14 protein-coding genes are annotated in these 15395 nt (G+C 43.3%); 11 read left to right on the forward strand and 3 right to left on the reverse strand.

Annotation, left to right across the window (positions count from 1 at the left end; genetic code table 11):
• Positions 1-82 precede the first annotated feature (82 nt).
• From ACFFGV_RS16010 to ACFFGV_RS16025, 4 genes are all read left to right on the forward strand, one after another.
• A complete protein-coding gene (locus tag ACFFGV_RS16010; RefSeq protein ID WP_377349913.1) occupies positions 83-976 on the forward strand; it encodes a LysR family transcriptional regulator in 894 nt (297 codons plus the stop codon).
• A 90-nt stretch (positions 977-1066) separates the two neighbouring features.
• Complete coding sequence (locus ACFFGV_RS16015) at positions 1067-2467, forward strand: L-cystine transporter (RefSeq protein ID WP_377349916.1); 1401 nt, start codon at positions 1067-1069, stop codon at positions 2465-2467.
• 335 nt (positions 2468-2802) lie between these two features.
• A complete protein-coding gene (locus ACFFGV_RS16020) occupies positions 2803-4245 on the forward strand; it encodes a cryptochrome/photolyase family protein (RefSeq protein ID WP_377349918.1) in 1443 nt (480 codons plus the stop codon).
• A gap of 113 nt (positions 4246-4358) precedes the next feature.
• Positions 4359-5600 (forward strand): aminopeptidase, encoded by a 1242-nt coding sequence (locus ACFFGV_RS16025; RefSeq protein WP_377349920.1) that lies wholly within the window; start codon positions 4359-4361, stop codon positions 5598-5600.
• A gap of 113 nt (positions 5601-5713) precedes the next feature.
• On the opposite strand, the gene ACFFGV_RS16030 is transcribed toward ACFFGV_RS16025, so the two are convergent.
• A complete protein-coding gene (locus tag ACFFGV_RS16030; protein WP_377349923.1) occupies positions 5714-6031 on the reverse strand; it encodes a DMT family transporter in 318 nt (105 codons plus the stop codon).
• Positions 6031-6378: a DMT family transporter gene (locus tag ACFFGV_RS16035; protein ID WP_377349925.1), complete on the reverse strand. Its 348-nt coding sequence runs from the start codon at positions 6376-6378 to the stop codon at positions 6031-6033. Before ACFFGV_RS16035 ends, ACFFGV_RS16030 begins: the two co-directional genes overlap by 1 nt.
• Before the next feature lie 204 nt (positions 6379-6582).
• On the opposite strand from ACFFGV_RS16035, the gene ACFFGV_RS16040 reads away from it, so the two are divergent.
• Complete coding sequence (locus ACFFGV_RS16040) at positions 6583-7833, forward strand: Glu/Leu/Phe/Val family dehydrogenase (RefSeq protein ID WP_377349927.1); 1251 nt, start codon at positions 6583-6585, stop codon at positions 7831-7833.
• A 21-nt stretch (positions 7834-7854) separates the two neighbouring features.
• Here ACFFGV_RS16040 and ligD read toward each other — a convergent pair whose 3' ends face one another.
• Positions 7855-9654, reverse strand: a complete 1800-nt coding sequence (gene ligD / locus ACFFGV_RS16045) for a DNA ligase D (RefSeq protein WP_377349929.1) — start codon at positions 9652-9654, stop codon at positions 7855-7857.
• A 99-nt stretch (positions 9655-9753) separates the two neighbouring features.
• Between ligD and ku the strand changes: the two genes are divergently transcribed.
• The 6 genes from ku to ACFFGV_RS16075 all read left to right on the forward strand — a co-directional run bounded on the left by ku (position 9754) and on the right by ACFFGV_RS16075 (position 15355).
• On the forward strand, positions 9754-10632 hold the full coding sequence (gene ku / locus ACFFGV_RS16050; protein ID WP_377349931.1) for a non-homologous end joining protein Ku: 879 nt from the start codon (positions 9754-9756) through the stop codon (positions 10630-10632).
• Positions 10633-10893: 261 nt separating this feature from the next.
• Entirely contained in the window at positions 10894-11946 is a 1053-nt protein-coding gene (phnD, locus tag ACFFGV_RS16055; RefSeq protein WP_377349933.1) for a phosphate/phosphite/phosphonate ABC transporter substrate-binding protein, read from the forward strand.
• Between the two features lie 68 nt (positions 11947-12014).
• The gene (phnC, locus tag ACFFGV_RS16060; protein ID WP_377349935.1) at positions 12015-12803 is read left to right on the forward strand and encodes a phosphonate ABC transporter ATP-binding protein; all 789 of its coding nucleotides are present in this window, start codon (positions 12015-12017) and stop codon (positions 12801-12803) included.
• Positions 12793-13578, forward strand: a complete 786-nt coding sequence (locus ACFFGV_RS16065; protein WP_377349938.1) for a PhnE/PtxC family ABC transporter permease — start codon at positions 12793-12795, stop codon at positions 13576-13578. Before phnC ends, ACFFGV_RS16065 begins: the two co-directional genes overlap by 11 nt.
• The gene (locus tag ACFFGV_RS16070) at positions 13578-14429 is read left to right on the forward strand and encodes a PhnE/PtxC family ABC transporter permease (RefSeq protein ID WP_377349940.1); all 852 of its coding nucleotides are present in this window, start codon (positions 13578-13580) and stop codon (positions 14427-14429) included. The genes ACFFGV_RS16065 and ACFFGV_RS16070 overlap by 1 nt, the downstream gene beginning before the upstream one ends.
• A 200-nt stretch (positions 14430-14629) precedes the next feature.
• On the forward strand, positions 14630-15355 hold the full coding sequence (locus ACFFGV_RS16075; RefSeq protein ID WP_377349942.1) for a GntR family transcriptional regulator: 726 nt from the start codon (positions 14630-14632) through the stop codon (positions 15353-15355).
• The last annotated feature ends 40 nt before the right edge of the window (positions 15356-15395 follow it).

Consider the following 15395-nt stretch of genomic DNA (forward strand, 5'->3'; position numbering starts at 1 on the left):
TAAGGGATGTTATAGTATAAGTGAAATAAATCATAATAATTGAAAGAATAAGTGATTACTTATAGTTATAGAGGTGAATGGATTGGAGCAGTCGTTTAGAGTATTTATTGAAGTGGTTGAAGCCAAGAGCTTCTCCAAAGCAGCGGAGCGGCTATACATGACGCAGCCAGCTGTCAGTCAATATGTGAAGTCATTAGAAAGTCAGCTCGATGCAAAGCTTTTGGATAGAAGCTATAAGAAAATAAGACCGACGAAGGCTGGGGAGATTGTGTATGAACATGCGAAAGAGATGGTGCACCATCAGGAAACGATGGAGCAGCTGATTCACGATTTGTTTCATGAACCAAAGGGGGAGCTGGCGATTGGGGCAAGTTACACCTTTGGAGAATATGTACTTCCTCGTATTATTGCCTCACTGCGGATTCAATATCCCGGTATCCATCCGACAGTAACGATTAGTAACACACAAGAAATTGCTGAGCTTGTGGAGCGGATGAAGCTGGACATTGGTATTGTTGAGGGAGAGGTCCATTTGCGTGGATTGCAGGTGGAGGATGTAGCGGAGGATGAAATGAAAATCGTAGCATCCAGGCACCATCCTCTAGCAGGGAAGGAGCAAGTATCGGTTAAAGAATTAGAGCAAGCGATGTGGATTACAAGAGAAGTTGGATCTGGGACGCGAGCTGCGACAGATAAGTTATTTGAGCAGCTGTCATGCTACCCTGAGGAACGAATGGAGTTTGGGAGCACCCAAGTCATTAAAGAATCAGTGGAGGCAGGCATCGGTCTATCCTTACTATCGTTATGGACGGTTAGAAAAGAGATAGAAATGGAGTCATTAGTAGTCATTCCGGTAGAAGGTGGGAATGTCAGACGGTCTTTTTCGATTCTCACCCGAAAGAAATTACAGCAAACGAAAGCGACGCAAGCCTTTAAAGAATTATTACGTACAGTCATCAGCCACTATTCCGACTAGAAAACGAGTCCCCCTACTCATAACGCAAAGAACGGTATGCATATATATAAGAAGTAAACGGATTTTCTAACATCAGGAGGAGGGGGACATATGGAAACGCTGTGGATTATATGTAATATCGTACTTATGCTAATAGGGATTTGGCTGCTTATTCGAATGTATAAACAGAAAGTATCATTTAGTAAGAGAGTGTTTACAGGGCTTGGCTTAGGTATCTTGCTTGGAGCGTATCTTCAATGGGTTTTTGGTCCCGAGTCAAATGTGGTTGGAGTCACGACAGACTGGTACAGCATTGTTGGGAGTGGTTACGTTAAGCTATTATACATGATTGTTATACCACTCATAATGGTGTCGATCATTCAATCCATCACTAATTTAAAGAAATCCTCAGAGCTTGGTAAAATGTCTGCATGGATTATTGGCATTCTTGTGGCAACAGCGATGATAGCGTCCTTAGTTGGCGTAGCCACCTCGGCTATGTTCGATTTAAGCGCTGATCAGATTCAGGCAGGTGATGCAGAGGTAGAGCGTGGAAAGGTGTTGGAGGAACGACTGGAAGGAATTAAAGATTTATCTACACCAGATAAGATACTGGAATTCATACCTTCCAATATCTTTTTGGACATGACAGGGGATAGAGCGACCTCTACTATTGCTGTAGTGCTCTTTTCTGCGCTAATTGGTCTTGCTGTACTGGCACTTCGAAGGAGGAATCCAGAACAAGCGGCTGTGTTTACGAAAGGAATTAATTCGGTGTATGGAGTGGTTATGCGTCTAGTGGCCATTGTCCTTCGCCTAACACCATTCGGAATTATGGGGTTAATGGCTAATACCGTTGCCTATACAGACGTAGGAGGAATTCTGGAGCTAGGAAAATTTGTGCTTGCTTCCTATGTGGCGCTGGCTGTTATGTTTGTTATCCACCTTCTTTTGTTGCTCTTTACAGGACTGAACCCATTAACGTTTGTGAAGAAGGTTTTGCCAGTGTTAGGATTTGCCTTTACATCTCGTTCTAGTGCTGGGACTATTCCGCTGAATGTGCAAGCTCAAAAATCAAACCTCGGCGTCCAGGAGGGTATTGCAAACATGTCCGCCTCCTTTGGTGCCACCATCGGTCAAAATGGCTGTGCTGGTATTTACCCAGCAATGCTAGCTGTGATGATAGCTCCGACGGTTGGGGTCGATCCTCTCAGTCCGGGCTTCATTCTCAGCCTTATGCTCATTGTCGGAATCAGCTCATTTGGAGTTGCTGGAGTTGGCGGGGGAGCCACCTTTGCAGCATTAATCGTGCTATCGGCGATGAACCTACCAGTATATCTCGCTGGACTACTAATTTCTGTGGAACCGTTAATTGACATGGGAAGAACTGCAGTCAACGTTAATGGTGCGATGACTTCTGGGACGATAACAGCTAAGGTGCTTGGCAAATTAGACAACGCTACCTATAATGACCCGAATGCTAAAGAAATAGATTCCTCCTATAATTTATAGGGAGAAAAATAAAATCTCATCGTAGATTCAGCTCCGGCTGAAAGGTACAACTGCTTTAAATGATAAAGCTCCCTATCCGTTTGAAGGATGGGGAGCTTGTTGTGCGTTCATGAAATTCAGGATTCGATATAATGTCTCTTTTGAAAATGTCCCAAAATCACTAGCCATAGGTTTAAGAATGCGCTTAACATAATACATATTAGCCTATCATTTCTATGAGTGCTTTCCCATCAGCCTTTCTATTGGCTGCTAAAAGGGAAGCACATCAAATGTGTCATTTTCCTGCTAGATTAGGGTACTATGGAAGGAAAGAGCGAATGTCTGGGGGATTGTATATGAATGAGGTAGTAGTAGTTTGGTTTCGACAGGATTTACGGTTGCAGGATCATAAAGCACTTCACTATGCGATAAAGGATGCAAAACAGAACAATCGCTCAATTATAGGTGTATTTCATATACATCCGGCGTTGAATGAGACATTCACAATTCGGCATGATTATTTTTTCAGCACGCTGGCAAGCTTTACAGAGGATGCCAAGGAAATTAACCTGCCCATTCACTTTCTTCACGGAGACACAGAACAAGCGTTTAGGAATCTTTTGTCTACTATCCCTTCAATCCAAGCTGTCTACTTCAACTTAGACGAGGTTGGCTTTGGCAGGCAGCGAGACGATCATATAACGGTGTGGCTGGAAGAACAAGAGGTGAATGTTCATCGGTTCGTGGATGCGCATATTCACGGGGCGGAAGAGGTGAAAAAGCCAGATGGAGGATTTTATCAAGTGTTTACTCCGTACTATAGGCGGTGGAGCTCCTTTGATAAACCCTCTTTATATACCATTGATAAACAAAAGCTGCAACAGTACGGGCAGGATAATACGGACCAATTTTCACGTGGTAAGGAGCAATTTCAGCAACTGCTCAACCAATGTCAGAAGGATTGGAACCACATTGGTGAAAGGTCAGCTGTTCAGCGGCTAAGCCATTTTCTCCGCCATAAGGTGAAGAAGTATGAGCAGGAGCGAGACTTTCCGGCTAAGCATGCTACCAGTATGATATCTCCTTATTTAAAAAATGGAGTGTTATCGCCGAGAACCGTGTATCAAAAAGCGATGGAAATACAGAACGAATACGGAGAATCAAAAGGGTTGGAGACCTTTGTGTCGGAAATTGCCTGGCGAGACTTTTATAATATGGTTCATTACCTCTATCCCAATTTTAAAAAAGAAGAGGTTCAATCGAAATATCAAGGGTTGGACTGGAATGAGGATGAGGAGCTATTTGATACGTGGAAGAAGGGAGAGACGGGCTTTCCGATTGTCGACGCTGCGATGAAGCAAATAAATGAAATAGGCTGGATGCACAACCGGCTGAGAATGGTAGTGGCTTCCTTTCTAACTAAGGATTATTTAATAGATTGGCGTAAAGGGGAGCGATATTTCGCTGACCATTTAATTGATTATGACCCCTCTTCTAATATTGGAGGTTGGCAGTGGGCAGCTTCAACGGGGACGGATGCAGTGCCGTATTTTCGAGTGTTTAATCCGACAAGACAATCAGAGCGGTTTGACCCTGATGGAGAGTTTATTAAAGCGTATATACCAGAGCTTACACATGTTCCGAAAAAGTATATTCATGAGCCTTCGAAGATGACGGAAGCAGAGCAGGAACGGTATGGTTGTATAATCGGGAAGGATTATCCGAAGCCGACCGTAAACCATAAAACAATGCGTAAACAAGCCATTGCTATGTTTGAAAACAATGAGCCCTCACTCTAAAGTGGAGGCTCTATTGTGCTTTTCACAATGCAGGCTAAACTATTGGTAAGGGAGGCAATTTTATGAAATAATAGAAGATAATTCTGAATCTTTATATTATAGGGGGAAATAGGATGAAACCAACTCAACAACAAATAGAGAAATATGCGGACCTTGCCATACATACAGGTGTTAACCTACAGGAGGGTCAGCCAATCATCATTAATGGTCCAATCGAGGGGGCGGACTTTGTACGGACCTTGGCTAGAAAAGCGTATGAAGCGGGAGCGAAAGATGTCCACGTGCGTTGGAATGATGAGGATTTAACCTACTTAAAAATGAAGCATGCTCCCTTGGAAGTGCTAGAGAATGTACCACAATGGAAAGTGGACGAAGTAATGAGCTACGCTAAAGATGGTGCATCCATCCTTTCTGTTTATGCACCCAATCCCGATTTGCTAAAGGATATTGATCCAGAGCGTATCGCTGCGGCGAATAAAGCAAATGGTCAGGCGTTGAAGGAGTATCGCGATTACATTATGAATGATAAAGTGTCGTGGTCTCTCGTTTCCATTCCTACTGAAAATTGGGCAAAGAAAGTGTATCCGGATCATTCACAGGATGAGGCAGTTAGCAAGCTGTGGGATAAAATTTTCCAAATTACGCGTGTGGATCAGGAAGACCCTATTCAAGCATGGGAGGAGCACAACGCAACGCTGCGCAAAGCTCGAGCATATTTAAATGAAAAGCAATACACGAAATTGGTCTATAAGGCGGAAGGAACCGACCTTTCTATTGAGCTAGTAGATCAACATATTTGGCATGGGGGAGATACGAAAACACAGGATGGAAAGAAATTCAATCCTAACATGCCTACAGAGGAAGTATTCACCATGCCTCATAAAGACGGAGTAAATGGTAAAGTCACCAGTACAAAGCCGCTTAACTACGCGGGTAACTTAATAGAGAACTTTACTCTGACGTTTGAGAACGGTAAAGTAGTAGATTTCGCTGCAGAGCAAGGGGAAGAAACTCTGAAGCTTCTGCTTGATACAGATGAAGGAGCGCGTCGATTAGGAGAAGTAGCACTAGTACCTCACCAGTCGCCTATCTCCCAATCTGGCTTGATTTTCTTTAATACGCTATATGATGAGAATGCATCCTGCCACCTGGCACTAGGAGGAGCATACCCTACGAACATTAAAGGCGGTTCTGATTTCGACGAAGCGCAAAAAGCAGAGCACGGTGTCAATGACAGCATGGTGCATGAAGATTTCATGATTGGGTCAGCCGACATGGATATAGACGGTGTATTAGCCGACGGAACTACGGAGCCGGTTTTCCGTGACGGAAACTGGGCAATAGACTTCGATTAATGGAAAAGGCCCTTCCTCATGTTTTGAGGAGGGCCCTTTTTTGCTTTAGGAGCTATTTTTCCTGTGTATGAGCTATTTCTTGTCGAATAAGAGCTTGTGCATTGCTGCCCTTATTAAGCGGTGGTCATCTTCAAACCGACGATACCGATAATGATAAATGACATAAATAACAAGCGAATCCACTCTTTTGATTCTCGGAAGAAAATCATGCCGATGAGCACACTGCCTAGAGCTCCGATTCCAGTCCAAATGCCGTATGCCGTTCCTACAGGCAGGGATTCCAGAGCTAGGGATAGTAAGTAAAAATTAACAACACTCGCTATAATGGTTGCTGCAAGATACCCTTTGTTTTTGAAGCCGTCGGAAAGCTTTAGCAATGTGACAGCTGTTACTTCTGCGACTCCTGCTATGATTAAAATCACCCATGCCATTAGGAACGCACCTCCTCAGCCGTTTCTTCAGATCGATCAGTATATTTTAACCCCATAATTCCAGTAATTAATAATAGTAGGAAGAGTATCTTCATAAAGCTGATTAGCTCTGGCTCCATAATGAATTCGACGGTAACTGCTCCTACAGTGCCAATACCAGTAAAGACTGCATAGGCGGTGCCGACTGGGAGCACCTTCATAGCAACTGCTACAAAATAAAAGCTAATGATTAATAATACAATCGTTATGACGCTTGGGAGAAGGTTGGTGAAGCCGTTAGACATCTTCATGGTGAATACCCAAATAATTTCCAATGCGCCTGCTATCAAGACATAGGACCATGCCATTGATTATCCCTCCGTTCCTACAGGTGTTGCTCTTGAGACTCTCACGAGTATAACACGATTAGACCTGAGACTGCCCGTATGCCGCACACTATATGGAGAGTTTTCTCTTCCTATAGGGTCTAAGGAACCATAATTTGGTTTTGGATATGAGCGCTTTGGGAAGAGAGGGTATATAGACTTAAAGACGAAGGAGTGCATGTTTCGGTGAGTAATCAAAGCCCAGTAGAACGTTTTCGAGCTCAAATACAAGAGGTAGTAGAGGAATTAGACATATCCCCATCTGTCTATCAAATATTAAAAAATCCGAAACACATTATGACAGTGTCAATCCCATTAGAGAGGGATGATGGTACTGTTGAGACATTTACAGGTTATCGCTCGGTCCATAGTGATTTATTAGGACCTGGGAAAGGAGGCATCCGATTTCATCCCGAGGTTAACCAGGAGGAGGTTACCGCTTTATCGATGTGGATGACACTGAAAACAGCTATTGTGAAGCTTCCCTTTGGAGGAGCAAAGGGTGGTGTCGTCGTAGACCCAGGCACTTTATCCAGAAGAGAGCTTCAGCAGCTTAGTCGTCAATATGTGCAGCAAATGGAGCCTGTCATTGGGCCGCAAAAGGATATACCAGCACCTGATGTCAATACAAACGGCCGTGTCATGGGCTGGATGATGGATGAGTTTTTTAAACTGAGAGGACGTAATGTACCTGGTTTTATTACCGGAAAACCTCCCGTGGTCGGAGGCTCAGAAGGTCGTGTGGAGGCTACAGGACGCGGAGTTGTCGTCAATGTCATGCAAGCATTGGAGAAGCTCGAGATGGACCCCTCTACAACGAAAGTAGCCATTCAAGGCTTTGGAAATGTTGGTTCGGTTACTGCTCTCAGGCTTTATGAGGAAAATGTCTCTGTAGTAGCTGTAGCGGATGTGGATGCTTTCATCTATGATGAAAACGGTTTGGATATTCCGGAGATGGTGAACTATTTAGAGAAAAAAGGATCCTTACAAGGTTACCATCATCATGATGGTTCTCCTGAGGATATTTTCGAGGTGGAATGTGATGTGTTCATCCCGGCTGCTCTTGAGAACCAAATTACCGAGGATACAGCACAAAGCATCAAGGCATCTATCGTTGCCGAGGCGGCAAATGGTCCGACGACGGCGAAAGGAGATAAGGTGCTGGCTGAGAATGGTATCTTCGTTATCCCAGATATTTTGTGCAACGCTGGTGGTGTGATGGTCTCTGCCTTTGAATGGATGCAAAATGATTCCCATGATCATTGGGCCAAGCAGGTCGTCAATGCTCGTTTAGACAAAGACATGGCCCAAGCATTTCAGGAAGTGTACGATATGAAAGAGGAGGTAAATAACAATAAGACCATGCGCCATGCAGCTTATTACTTAGCTGTCCAGCGATTAGGTGATGCCATGTATGCTCGTGGCTGGGTAGATTAAAAGGGGGAGCTCATCGCGCCGTTACGGTTCGATGAGCTTTTTTATATGCTTTACCTGGATATCTGTTCTTGCTTCGTTATAGCCTGCGAACGCATTCCCGTGCTCCTTTAAACGATCTAGAGCATTACAAATGGTGAAGGAAAGCGGTGAAAGTCCTTCATCCACCTCATTCCAGAAAAGAGGCATGGCAACGGTTCCCTCTGCGGTTGCTCTAGGGGAGAAAGGGCAGATAATGGTTTTTCCCTCTGCATGCTGAATGTAATCAATGTATAAGCGTCTACCCCTGTTCTTCTTCAGCCGTTCCATCGTAAATAGCTCAGGTTCTTGTTTTACTAATAGTCGAGCGAGCTGTTCTGTGAAGCTTCTCGTTTCTTCATACGATAATGAGCCCTCTGGAATCGGAATGTGAAGCTGCATCCCTTTGTTTCCTGATGCTTTAATAAACACCTTAATCTGAAGCTCATCCAATACAAGCTTCAATAGCTTTGCCGCTCGTATGGCTAAGGAAAATGACTCGCGGTCAGGGGGATCCAAATCAAACACAATTTCATCCGGGGTAGTGAACTGCTCCTTGTTAAACGGTATGTGATATTCCAAGGCCGCCTGATTTCCGAGCCACAGCAATGTGTGGAGGTTTTGGCATACCATAAAGACTTCTTCTCCGTCTTCTACACTCTGAATAAAATCTGGAGCATAATCAGGTAAGTGTTTTTGATAAAAGGAATCCTCGTCCACGCCGTCAGGATAACGGATGACCGTCAGCCGTTTATCCCTTAAATAAGGAAGCATGTAAGGGGCAACGAGTCGTAAGTATATAAGTAGGTTCTGCTTGGTAAAAGCCGCAGATTTCCACAACCATTTCTTCTCGTTTGATGTATCCACATGTGGATAAAGTGATAAATCCCATTGTACCTTCTCCATTGTGCATTCCTCTGGGGACAAGTCGAAACGAAAGGCGTTAAACATAGGTTCACGCAGATCGTCCTTTTGAGCGTGTAAGCAATGGACGTCCAGACACACTGCTGGGGGGATGTTATATATTCCGTTTTTCCTGATTCCTTTTTCGGTAACGAATTGACGCAATGTTTGCTGTTGAGCACGTGATAATCCGTGCTTAAAGGAGCCTAGCTTCGTTATGGCGTCACCATTATACACGCCGATATGATAGTAGCCATTGTCGGTATCATATTGCTGTAAAAATCCAGAAACTGTACGCCAATGCTTGATTTTAATCCAATCCGCTGACCTTTCTCCAGGTGCATAAGGACTAGTAACCCGTTTAGCGACAACTCCTTCCCCTAAGTGAAGAAACACAAGCTCCGATGCTTCTTTGTAGGTGGGGAAGGATTGGATTAGTTCAAGACGAGGGCAGGATAGGCTTTCCAACACATCACTTAATGTGGACCTCCGTTTAGAGAGAGGCTCTTTTGTTATAGAGGCCCCTTTTATTTCCGTTATATCAAAGCACATTAGTAAGGATGGTCTATGCCTTGCAGCAGTTTGAATGGACGTTGTATTCCTCATCCGATTACGCATTTGCAGCAGTGGAAAATTAGCTTGATATGGTGTGTTCTTTATAACGATTTCACCGTCTATCTGTAAGGGAAGAAACGAGGAAATTGTTTCCGTCCATTCTGATAAGCTCTTCACGATTTCAGGAAACCGATCGTGCAATGGTTTACCGTTTCTGCTCCATAAAGTGATACCTTCCTCCGTCCAATGAAGCAGTGTTCGAAACCCATCGTATTTTACTTCATAACTCCATTCCTCTCCTGTAGGTACGTCCTCGCTTAGTGTAGGGAGCATTGGTTTTTGCAACATTTCACACCTCCTGTTTGTTAGCTTGCGCTAGTTCATCGAGAAAATGTTCATAAAAGGAAGAGGAGATGCGAAAGCTATTCCAAAAAGGAGGCAATGCTTATGCATACAATGTGGAAGGGGACTATCAGTTTTGGGCTAGTTAACATTCCTGTGAAGCTTCATGCGGCGACGGAAAATAAAGATATAAAGCTTCGCAATCTGCATCAGGAATGTAAAACACCGTTGAAATATGAACGTACTTGCCCAGTATGTGATAAGGATGTGGATAATGAGGAAATTGTTAAAGCCTATGAATACGCCAAAAATAAATTTGTAGTACTAGATAAGGAAGACCTCGAAAATCTGAAAAAAGAAAACGAGGACAAGGCTGTAGAAATAATGGACTTTGTGAAGCTGGAGGAAATTGACCCTATCTATTTTGAAAGAAGCTATTTTATTTCCCCTAACGAAGGTGGTACAAAAGCATATGCCTTGTTAAGGAGGACGCTTCAGGATACAGGGAAAATTGGTGTGGCTAAAATCATCATTCGATCCAAGGAGCAGCTTGCCATTATGAGAGTGTATGAGAATACATTGTTAATGGAAACGATTCATTTTCCGGATGAGGTAAGGGATGTGGCAGAGGTTCCTAATGTGCCAGAAGAAGCGGAATTAGGGGAAAAAGAGCTATCTACCGCCAAAACGCTCGTTGATCAATTGACTGCTGAGTTTGACGCGCAAAAATATAAGGATGAGTACCGTGAATCCTTACTAGATCTTATCGAGGCGAAGAAGAATGATGAGGAGGTAACTACCGCCAAGCCGCAGCCGACCCCAGACAATGTGACCGATTTAATGGAGGCGCTGGAAAAATCTCTAGAGAAAACCAAAACGAAAAAAACAACAACCAAAAAGAAAACCACATCACAAAAGAAATCATCCCAAAAGAAAACAAGCGGCAAGGAAACCGGAAAAACAGCGTCCAAAAAAACATCCTAATGACAAAACCCTCATAGAATGGGGGTTTTTCTTTGTTTTGTTCTACATTTTTCGCACATATTTTTTTGTTGCATTCGACAAATTGGAAGTGAATGTTGTGGAACTTACAACATTTTAATATTTCCTTACAATTTAAATACCTTTTCTTAATAATCCGTTGATGTTTAATACTTATAGTTGGAATTGTCCAAGCGAAAGAACGGTATATGGTTTTTCTCGTGTTGGGTTACTACAAAAACGAATGATGGGGGATTGAACGAAATGAAACGATTACTATTTCCTGTATTTGCACTGGTACTAATGGTAGTGGCCGGATGTGCTTCTGCCGAATCAGAAGGTGGAGACAGTGCTGATTCTGGTTCAGGCTCTAGCGATAATAAGATTACGATTGCATGGTATCCAAACGAATCCGGTGGTGATTTGAAGGCGGCTCGGGAAGGAATTGGCCAAATGATCGAGGAAGCTACGGGTAAGGAAGTAGAGCACAAAACAACGACCGATTACATCATTGCTATCGAAGCAATTGCTAATGGAAATGCTGACGTAGCATACATGGGAGCTCAAGGATACATTGAAGCAAATAACAAAAATGAAAATGTTCAGCCAATTGCTGTGTCCAGTGGGGAATCCGGTACGCTGGATGATGCAAAGTATTATAGCTGGCTGGCTGTTAAGAACGGTAACGAAGAGGCTTATCAACAAGCTGGCGAGTACTCTATCGACAATATCGCAGGTAAAAAGTTCTCCTTTGTGTCCAATAGCTCCACATCTGGTTTTAAAGTACCTTCTGCAGGAATCGTTTCTCACTTTAGTGAGCAGGAGAAATATAGTGACCTAGCGCAGGAAGATTTATTAAAGGGTGGAGATTTCTTTAGTCAAGTTCAATTTGGCGGCTCTCACCAGGGCTCCGCAGTAAACCTTCTAACAGGCAAGGCAGAAATAGCAGCATTTTGTGACGTCTGCGTAGCAAACTATGTTGAGAATGTAGATGGTGAGCATAACAAGGCTGGAGCTACGTATGAAGTGACGAAGGATGCAGCTGAGCCTTTCAGTAATCTAGCAGGCGAGCGCTTCACTCTCATTAATTCCACTCCAGTACTAAATGCACCATTTGCCATGAACACGGAAAGTCTCAATGAGGAAACGCAACAGCAATTAGTAAAAGCGTTCACGTCCGATGAAACAGCGAATAACGAGAATATTTTCGTTCCAGAGGACAGTCAAGACAATGCGTTATTCTACAAATCAGCTAAAGAACGGTTTATTCAAGTAGAAGATTCCTGGTTTGACCCTATTCGCGAGCTATCTAAATAAGTATTCATTCAAAAACTAGTTCCCTGCTACTGTCAGGGAACTAGAATTCATCTATAAAGGGGTTCATTATGACTGCTTTGTTACAGGTAAACCAAATATCTAAGCAATATGGTAACGAAACGCTGGCGTTATCTGATGTTAGCTTCTCTGTGCAAGAAGGAGAGTTTGTATCTGTCATTGGTCCGTCTGGTGCAGGTAAATCAACTCTCCTTCGGTGTATCAATCAAATGGTCTCTACTACAAACGGTGCCATCCAGTTTGATCAAAAGGATGTACAAGGAATGAACAAAAAGGAATTGCGTCAGCTACGAACGAAAATTGGGATGATTTTTCAGCATTACAACTTAGTGGAGCGCTTAACAGTAATGGAAAATGTACTGCATGGACGTCTGGGCTATAAATCTACATTAGCTGGTATGTTTGGCTTCTATCAGGAAGAGGAGAAACGCCGAGCGATTGAGCTGTTGGAAATGCTCGGATTAGGAGAACAAATTTACAAAAGATGTGACCAGCTTTCTGGGGGACAAAAGCAGCGTGTTGGAATTGCCAGAGCATTAATTCAAGAGCCGCGAATGCTGTTGTGTGATGAGCCAATTGCTTCTCTTGACCCTAATGCCTCCAAAAAAATTATGGATCACCTTCATTCCATTTCCCGTTCGATGGGGATTACCGCTTTAGTTAATTTACACCAGGTAGATATTGCGCTTCGGTATTCCGACAGGGTTATTGGAGTAAGTGGCGGGCAAGTGGTGTTTAATGGTCCGCCTAGTGACATAACAGAAGGTACTATTCGAACCATTTATGGCTCGGAAGCAAATGATCTTTTAGTGAAGCTAGGTGGTCGGGATGCAGGTTAATGCTATGGAGAAGAAACGAATACAATCCGTTGTCATGCTGATTGTGCTATTGGCATTTACATACGGGGCGATGGTGATTACCCAATATAATGTAGTGGAAGGATTTGTATCCATTCCGAAGGCATTCGTGTGGGGGATTACCAGCTTTTACCCGACAGCATCTTCCTTTGAGAACCTACCTGGAATCCTGATGCAGCTCGGAAGAACAGTATTAACCTCTGTAGCGGCTACTACTATTGCAGCAGTGTTTGCGTTGTTCTTTTCTCTGTTCGGTTCTAAAGTAACCAAAGTGAATAATGTGTTAAGTGTCGTTAGTCGTGGGACTGCTACTGTATTCCGTAACATAGATGTGGCAGCGTGGGCGCTGATTTTATTATTCTCCTTTGGTCAAAGTGCGCTTACTGGCTATTTCGCTTTGTTCTTTGTTTCTTTTGGTTTCTTGACGAGAGCCTTCATCGAGACACTGGATGAGGTAGGGGCAAGCTCCATTGAAGCGCTGCGAGCAACAGGGGCAAGCTATCCTGCTATTATCATTCAAGCCATCCTGCCATCTAGTACTCCCCAAATGATGAGCTGGATTCTATTTATGGTAGAGATGAACATCCGAAGTGCGACACTGGTGGGCATTTTGACGGGTACGGGCATCGGCTTTGAATTTGATTTGTATTATAAAAGCTTGGATTACAATACAGCCAGTCTTGTCGTTATCTCTATCGTTGTCGTCATCCTGGCTCTAGAATATGCATCGAATTATGTACGAAGGGTGGTGCTGTAATGGATGCGAAAACCGTAAAAGCAAGTACGAATTTACAGTATAACCGATCCAACCATATTAAAGTGAGGCCGCTTTCCAAGTCCACTGTAGTATTACGAATTACTCTCTTCGTATTAGCGGTGCTGACGGTTGTGAGCTTTGCGACGATTGATTACCAAAGTATAGATCTACTGAATGGTATTTGGAAAACACTAGAAAATTTCCGAACGTTGTTTCTGCAGCCAGAGCTGCATCATTTCTCGTTTTCAGGAGGGTTATATGCTGTTCTGATAACGATGGGACTAGCATTTTTAACCACTCTATTTGGTGCTGTCATTGCTCTGTTTTTCGGTTTACTCTCAGCTGAAAATTTATCAAATCGCAGAGTGTCCAATTGTATTAAGTCAGTAGTAGCCTTTATCCGGGCTGTCCCGACAGTGTTGTGGGTATTGATTTTTGCTGTATCTGCAGGGCTGGGCAGTGTAGCTGCTGTTATCGGCATGACATTTCATTCGGCTGGATATTTAATTAAGGCGTATTCTGAATCGTTTGAGGAGATAGACCATGGAGTGATAGAAGCTCTTCGAGCGAGCGGAGCGAAATGGGGACAAATTGTCGTGCAAGCTGTGCTTCCATCTACATTGACCTATCTTGTCTCTTGGACGTTTATGCGGTTTGAGCTGAACTTCTCTGTAGCTGTTGCAATGGGAGCAGCGGCAGGGGCAGGAGGTATTGGATATGACATGTTTATGGCTAGTTCTTTCTATTTTGACTTAAATGAAATTGGAGCCATTACATATTATATTCTGGCATTTGCAGTTCTGCTTGAAGTGGCGGCTATTCGTTTTAAGTCTGGGCTAAAGGGCAATTAAAGCCATTTGTTAAGGAAGTCAACAAGTGATAAACCCTTTTATGACAAAGCTCATAAGGGTTTTTTTCTTACACATTAATATTTTCCATCAACAGCTTTACATGATCTTAATCTTTATATAACACTCCTTAATTTGTGCTACATGTCGACAACGTACAGTTGAAAATGTAAGAAGAGATAGCTCGAATGGGAGGTGTGGGGATGACTTCACAGCATAAGAATATCTCCATGGCAATGTTTATTGCAGATGAAATTCAAAGGGAGATCGAACGAGGGGTATATAGCGATGGCAAGCGTCTGCCGTCAGAAGCCTCGATGTGTCATCGTTTTTATACAAATCGATATACGATTAGGCAGGCAATGGATCGACTCGTTAACATTGGCTTAGTTCGTTCTAGAAAAGGGGTGGGATATTTCGTCAATGAACGACCGCTTGACCTTTGCTACACTATCACACCCTTTACACGCTTCTCTACAATGATTGAAAACGGAGGCTTGAAGCCATCTGCCATGATTATATCTCAGGAGAAACGCCTTCCCTCTGAAAAAGTGCAGGAAGCGTTACATGTAACTCAAAATGATGAGGTATATCGCTTTGAAATTCTTCGATTTGCAGACGATACACCGCTCGCTTGGAATGAAACGTGGCTGCCAGCGAAAATGTTCGAAGGGCTGCCACAGTACATGACAAGCTTTGTCTCCTTGTACGATATTTTGAAAAAGCATTATCATGTTCGTCCAAAACGAATTAATTCTACCTTTCAAGCCGTTGTACCTACTGTCAATGAGGCAACATACTTGCAAATTTCCCCAAGTACGCCACTCCTTCAAATCGAGAGCATTGTGAAGGATGAAATTGCAGGACGAATGGAGTACACAAAGGCTAAGTATCGCGGCGATTTATGTCAGGTAACATCCGAATTATAAATATCAAACTAAGCTCAAGTGGAGTGATAGGAGGTTATGA

It is taken from the genome of Pontibacillus salicampi (assembly GCF_042434395.1).
In the GTDB taxonomy this organism is placed as follows: Bacteria; Bacillota; Bacilli; order Bacillales; family BH030062; genus Pontibacillus; species Pontibacillus salicampi.

What these genes read in the sequence shown, in the direction of transcription:
- ACFFGV_RS16015 (WP_377349916.1), top strand. Translation starts at nt 1,067, where the DNA reads ATGGAAACGCTGTGGATTATATGTAATATCGTACTTATGCTAATAGGG.
- ACFFGV_RS16020 (WP_377349918.1), top strand. Translation starts at nt 2,803, where the DNA reads ATGAATGAGGTAGTAGTAGTTTGGTTTCGACAGGATTTACGGTTGCAG.
- ACFFGV_RS16025 (WP_377349920.1), top strand. Translation starts at nt 4,359, where the DNA reads ATGAAACCAACTCAACAACAAATAGAGAAATATGCGGACCTTGCCATA.
- ACFFGV_RS16030 (WP_377349923.1), bottom strand. Translation starts at nt 6,031, where the DNA reads ATGGCATGGGTGATTTTAATCATAGCAGGAGTCGCAGAAGTAACAGCT.
- ACFFGV_RS16035 (WP_377349925.1), bottom strand. Translation starts at nt 6,378, where the DNA reads ATGGCATGGTCCTATGTCTTGATAGCAGGCGCATTGGAAATTATTTGG.
- ligD (WP_377349929.1), bottom strand. Translation starts at nt 9,654, where the DNA reads ATGTTGCAAAAACCAATGCTCCCTACACTAAGCGAGGACGTACCTACA.
- ku (WP_377349931.1), top strand. Translation starts at nt 9,754, where the DNA reads ATGCATACAATGTGGAAGGGGACTATCAGTTTTGGGCTAGTTAACATT.
- phnD (WP_377349933.1), top strand. Translation starts at nt 10,894, where the DNA reads ATGAAACGATTACTATTTCCTGTATTTGCACTGGTACTAATGGTAGTG.
- phnC (WP_377349935.1), top strand. Translation starts at nt 12,015, where the DNA reads ATGACTGCTTTGTTACAGGTAAACCAAATATCTAAGCAATATGGTAAC.
- ACFFGV_RS16065 (WP_377349938.1), top strand. Translation starts at nt 12,793, where the DNA reads ATGCAGGTTAATGCTATGGAGAAGAAACGAATACAATCCGTTGTCATG.
- ACFFGV_RS16070 (WP_377349940.1), top strand. Translation starts at nt 13,578, where the DNA reads ATGGATGCGAAAACCGTAAAAGCAAGTACGAATTTACAGTATAACCGA.
- ACFFGV_RS16075 (WP_377349942.1), top strand. Translation starts at nt 14,630, where the DNA reads ATGACTTCACAGCATAAGAATATCTCCATGGCAATGTTTATTGCAGAT.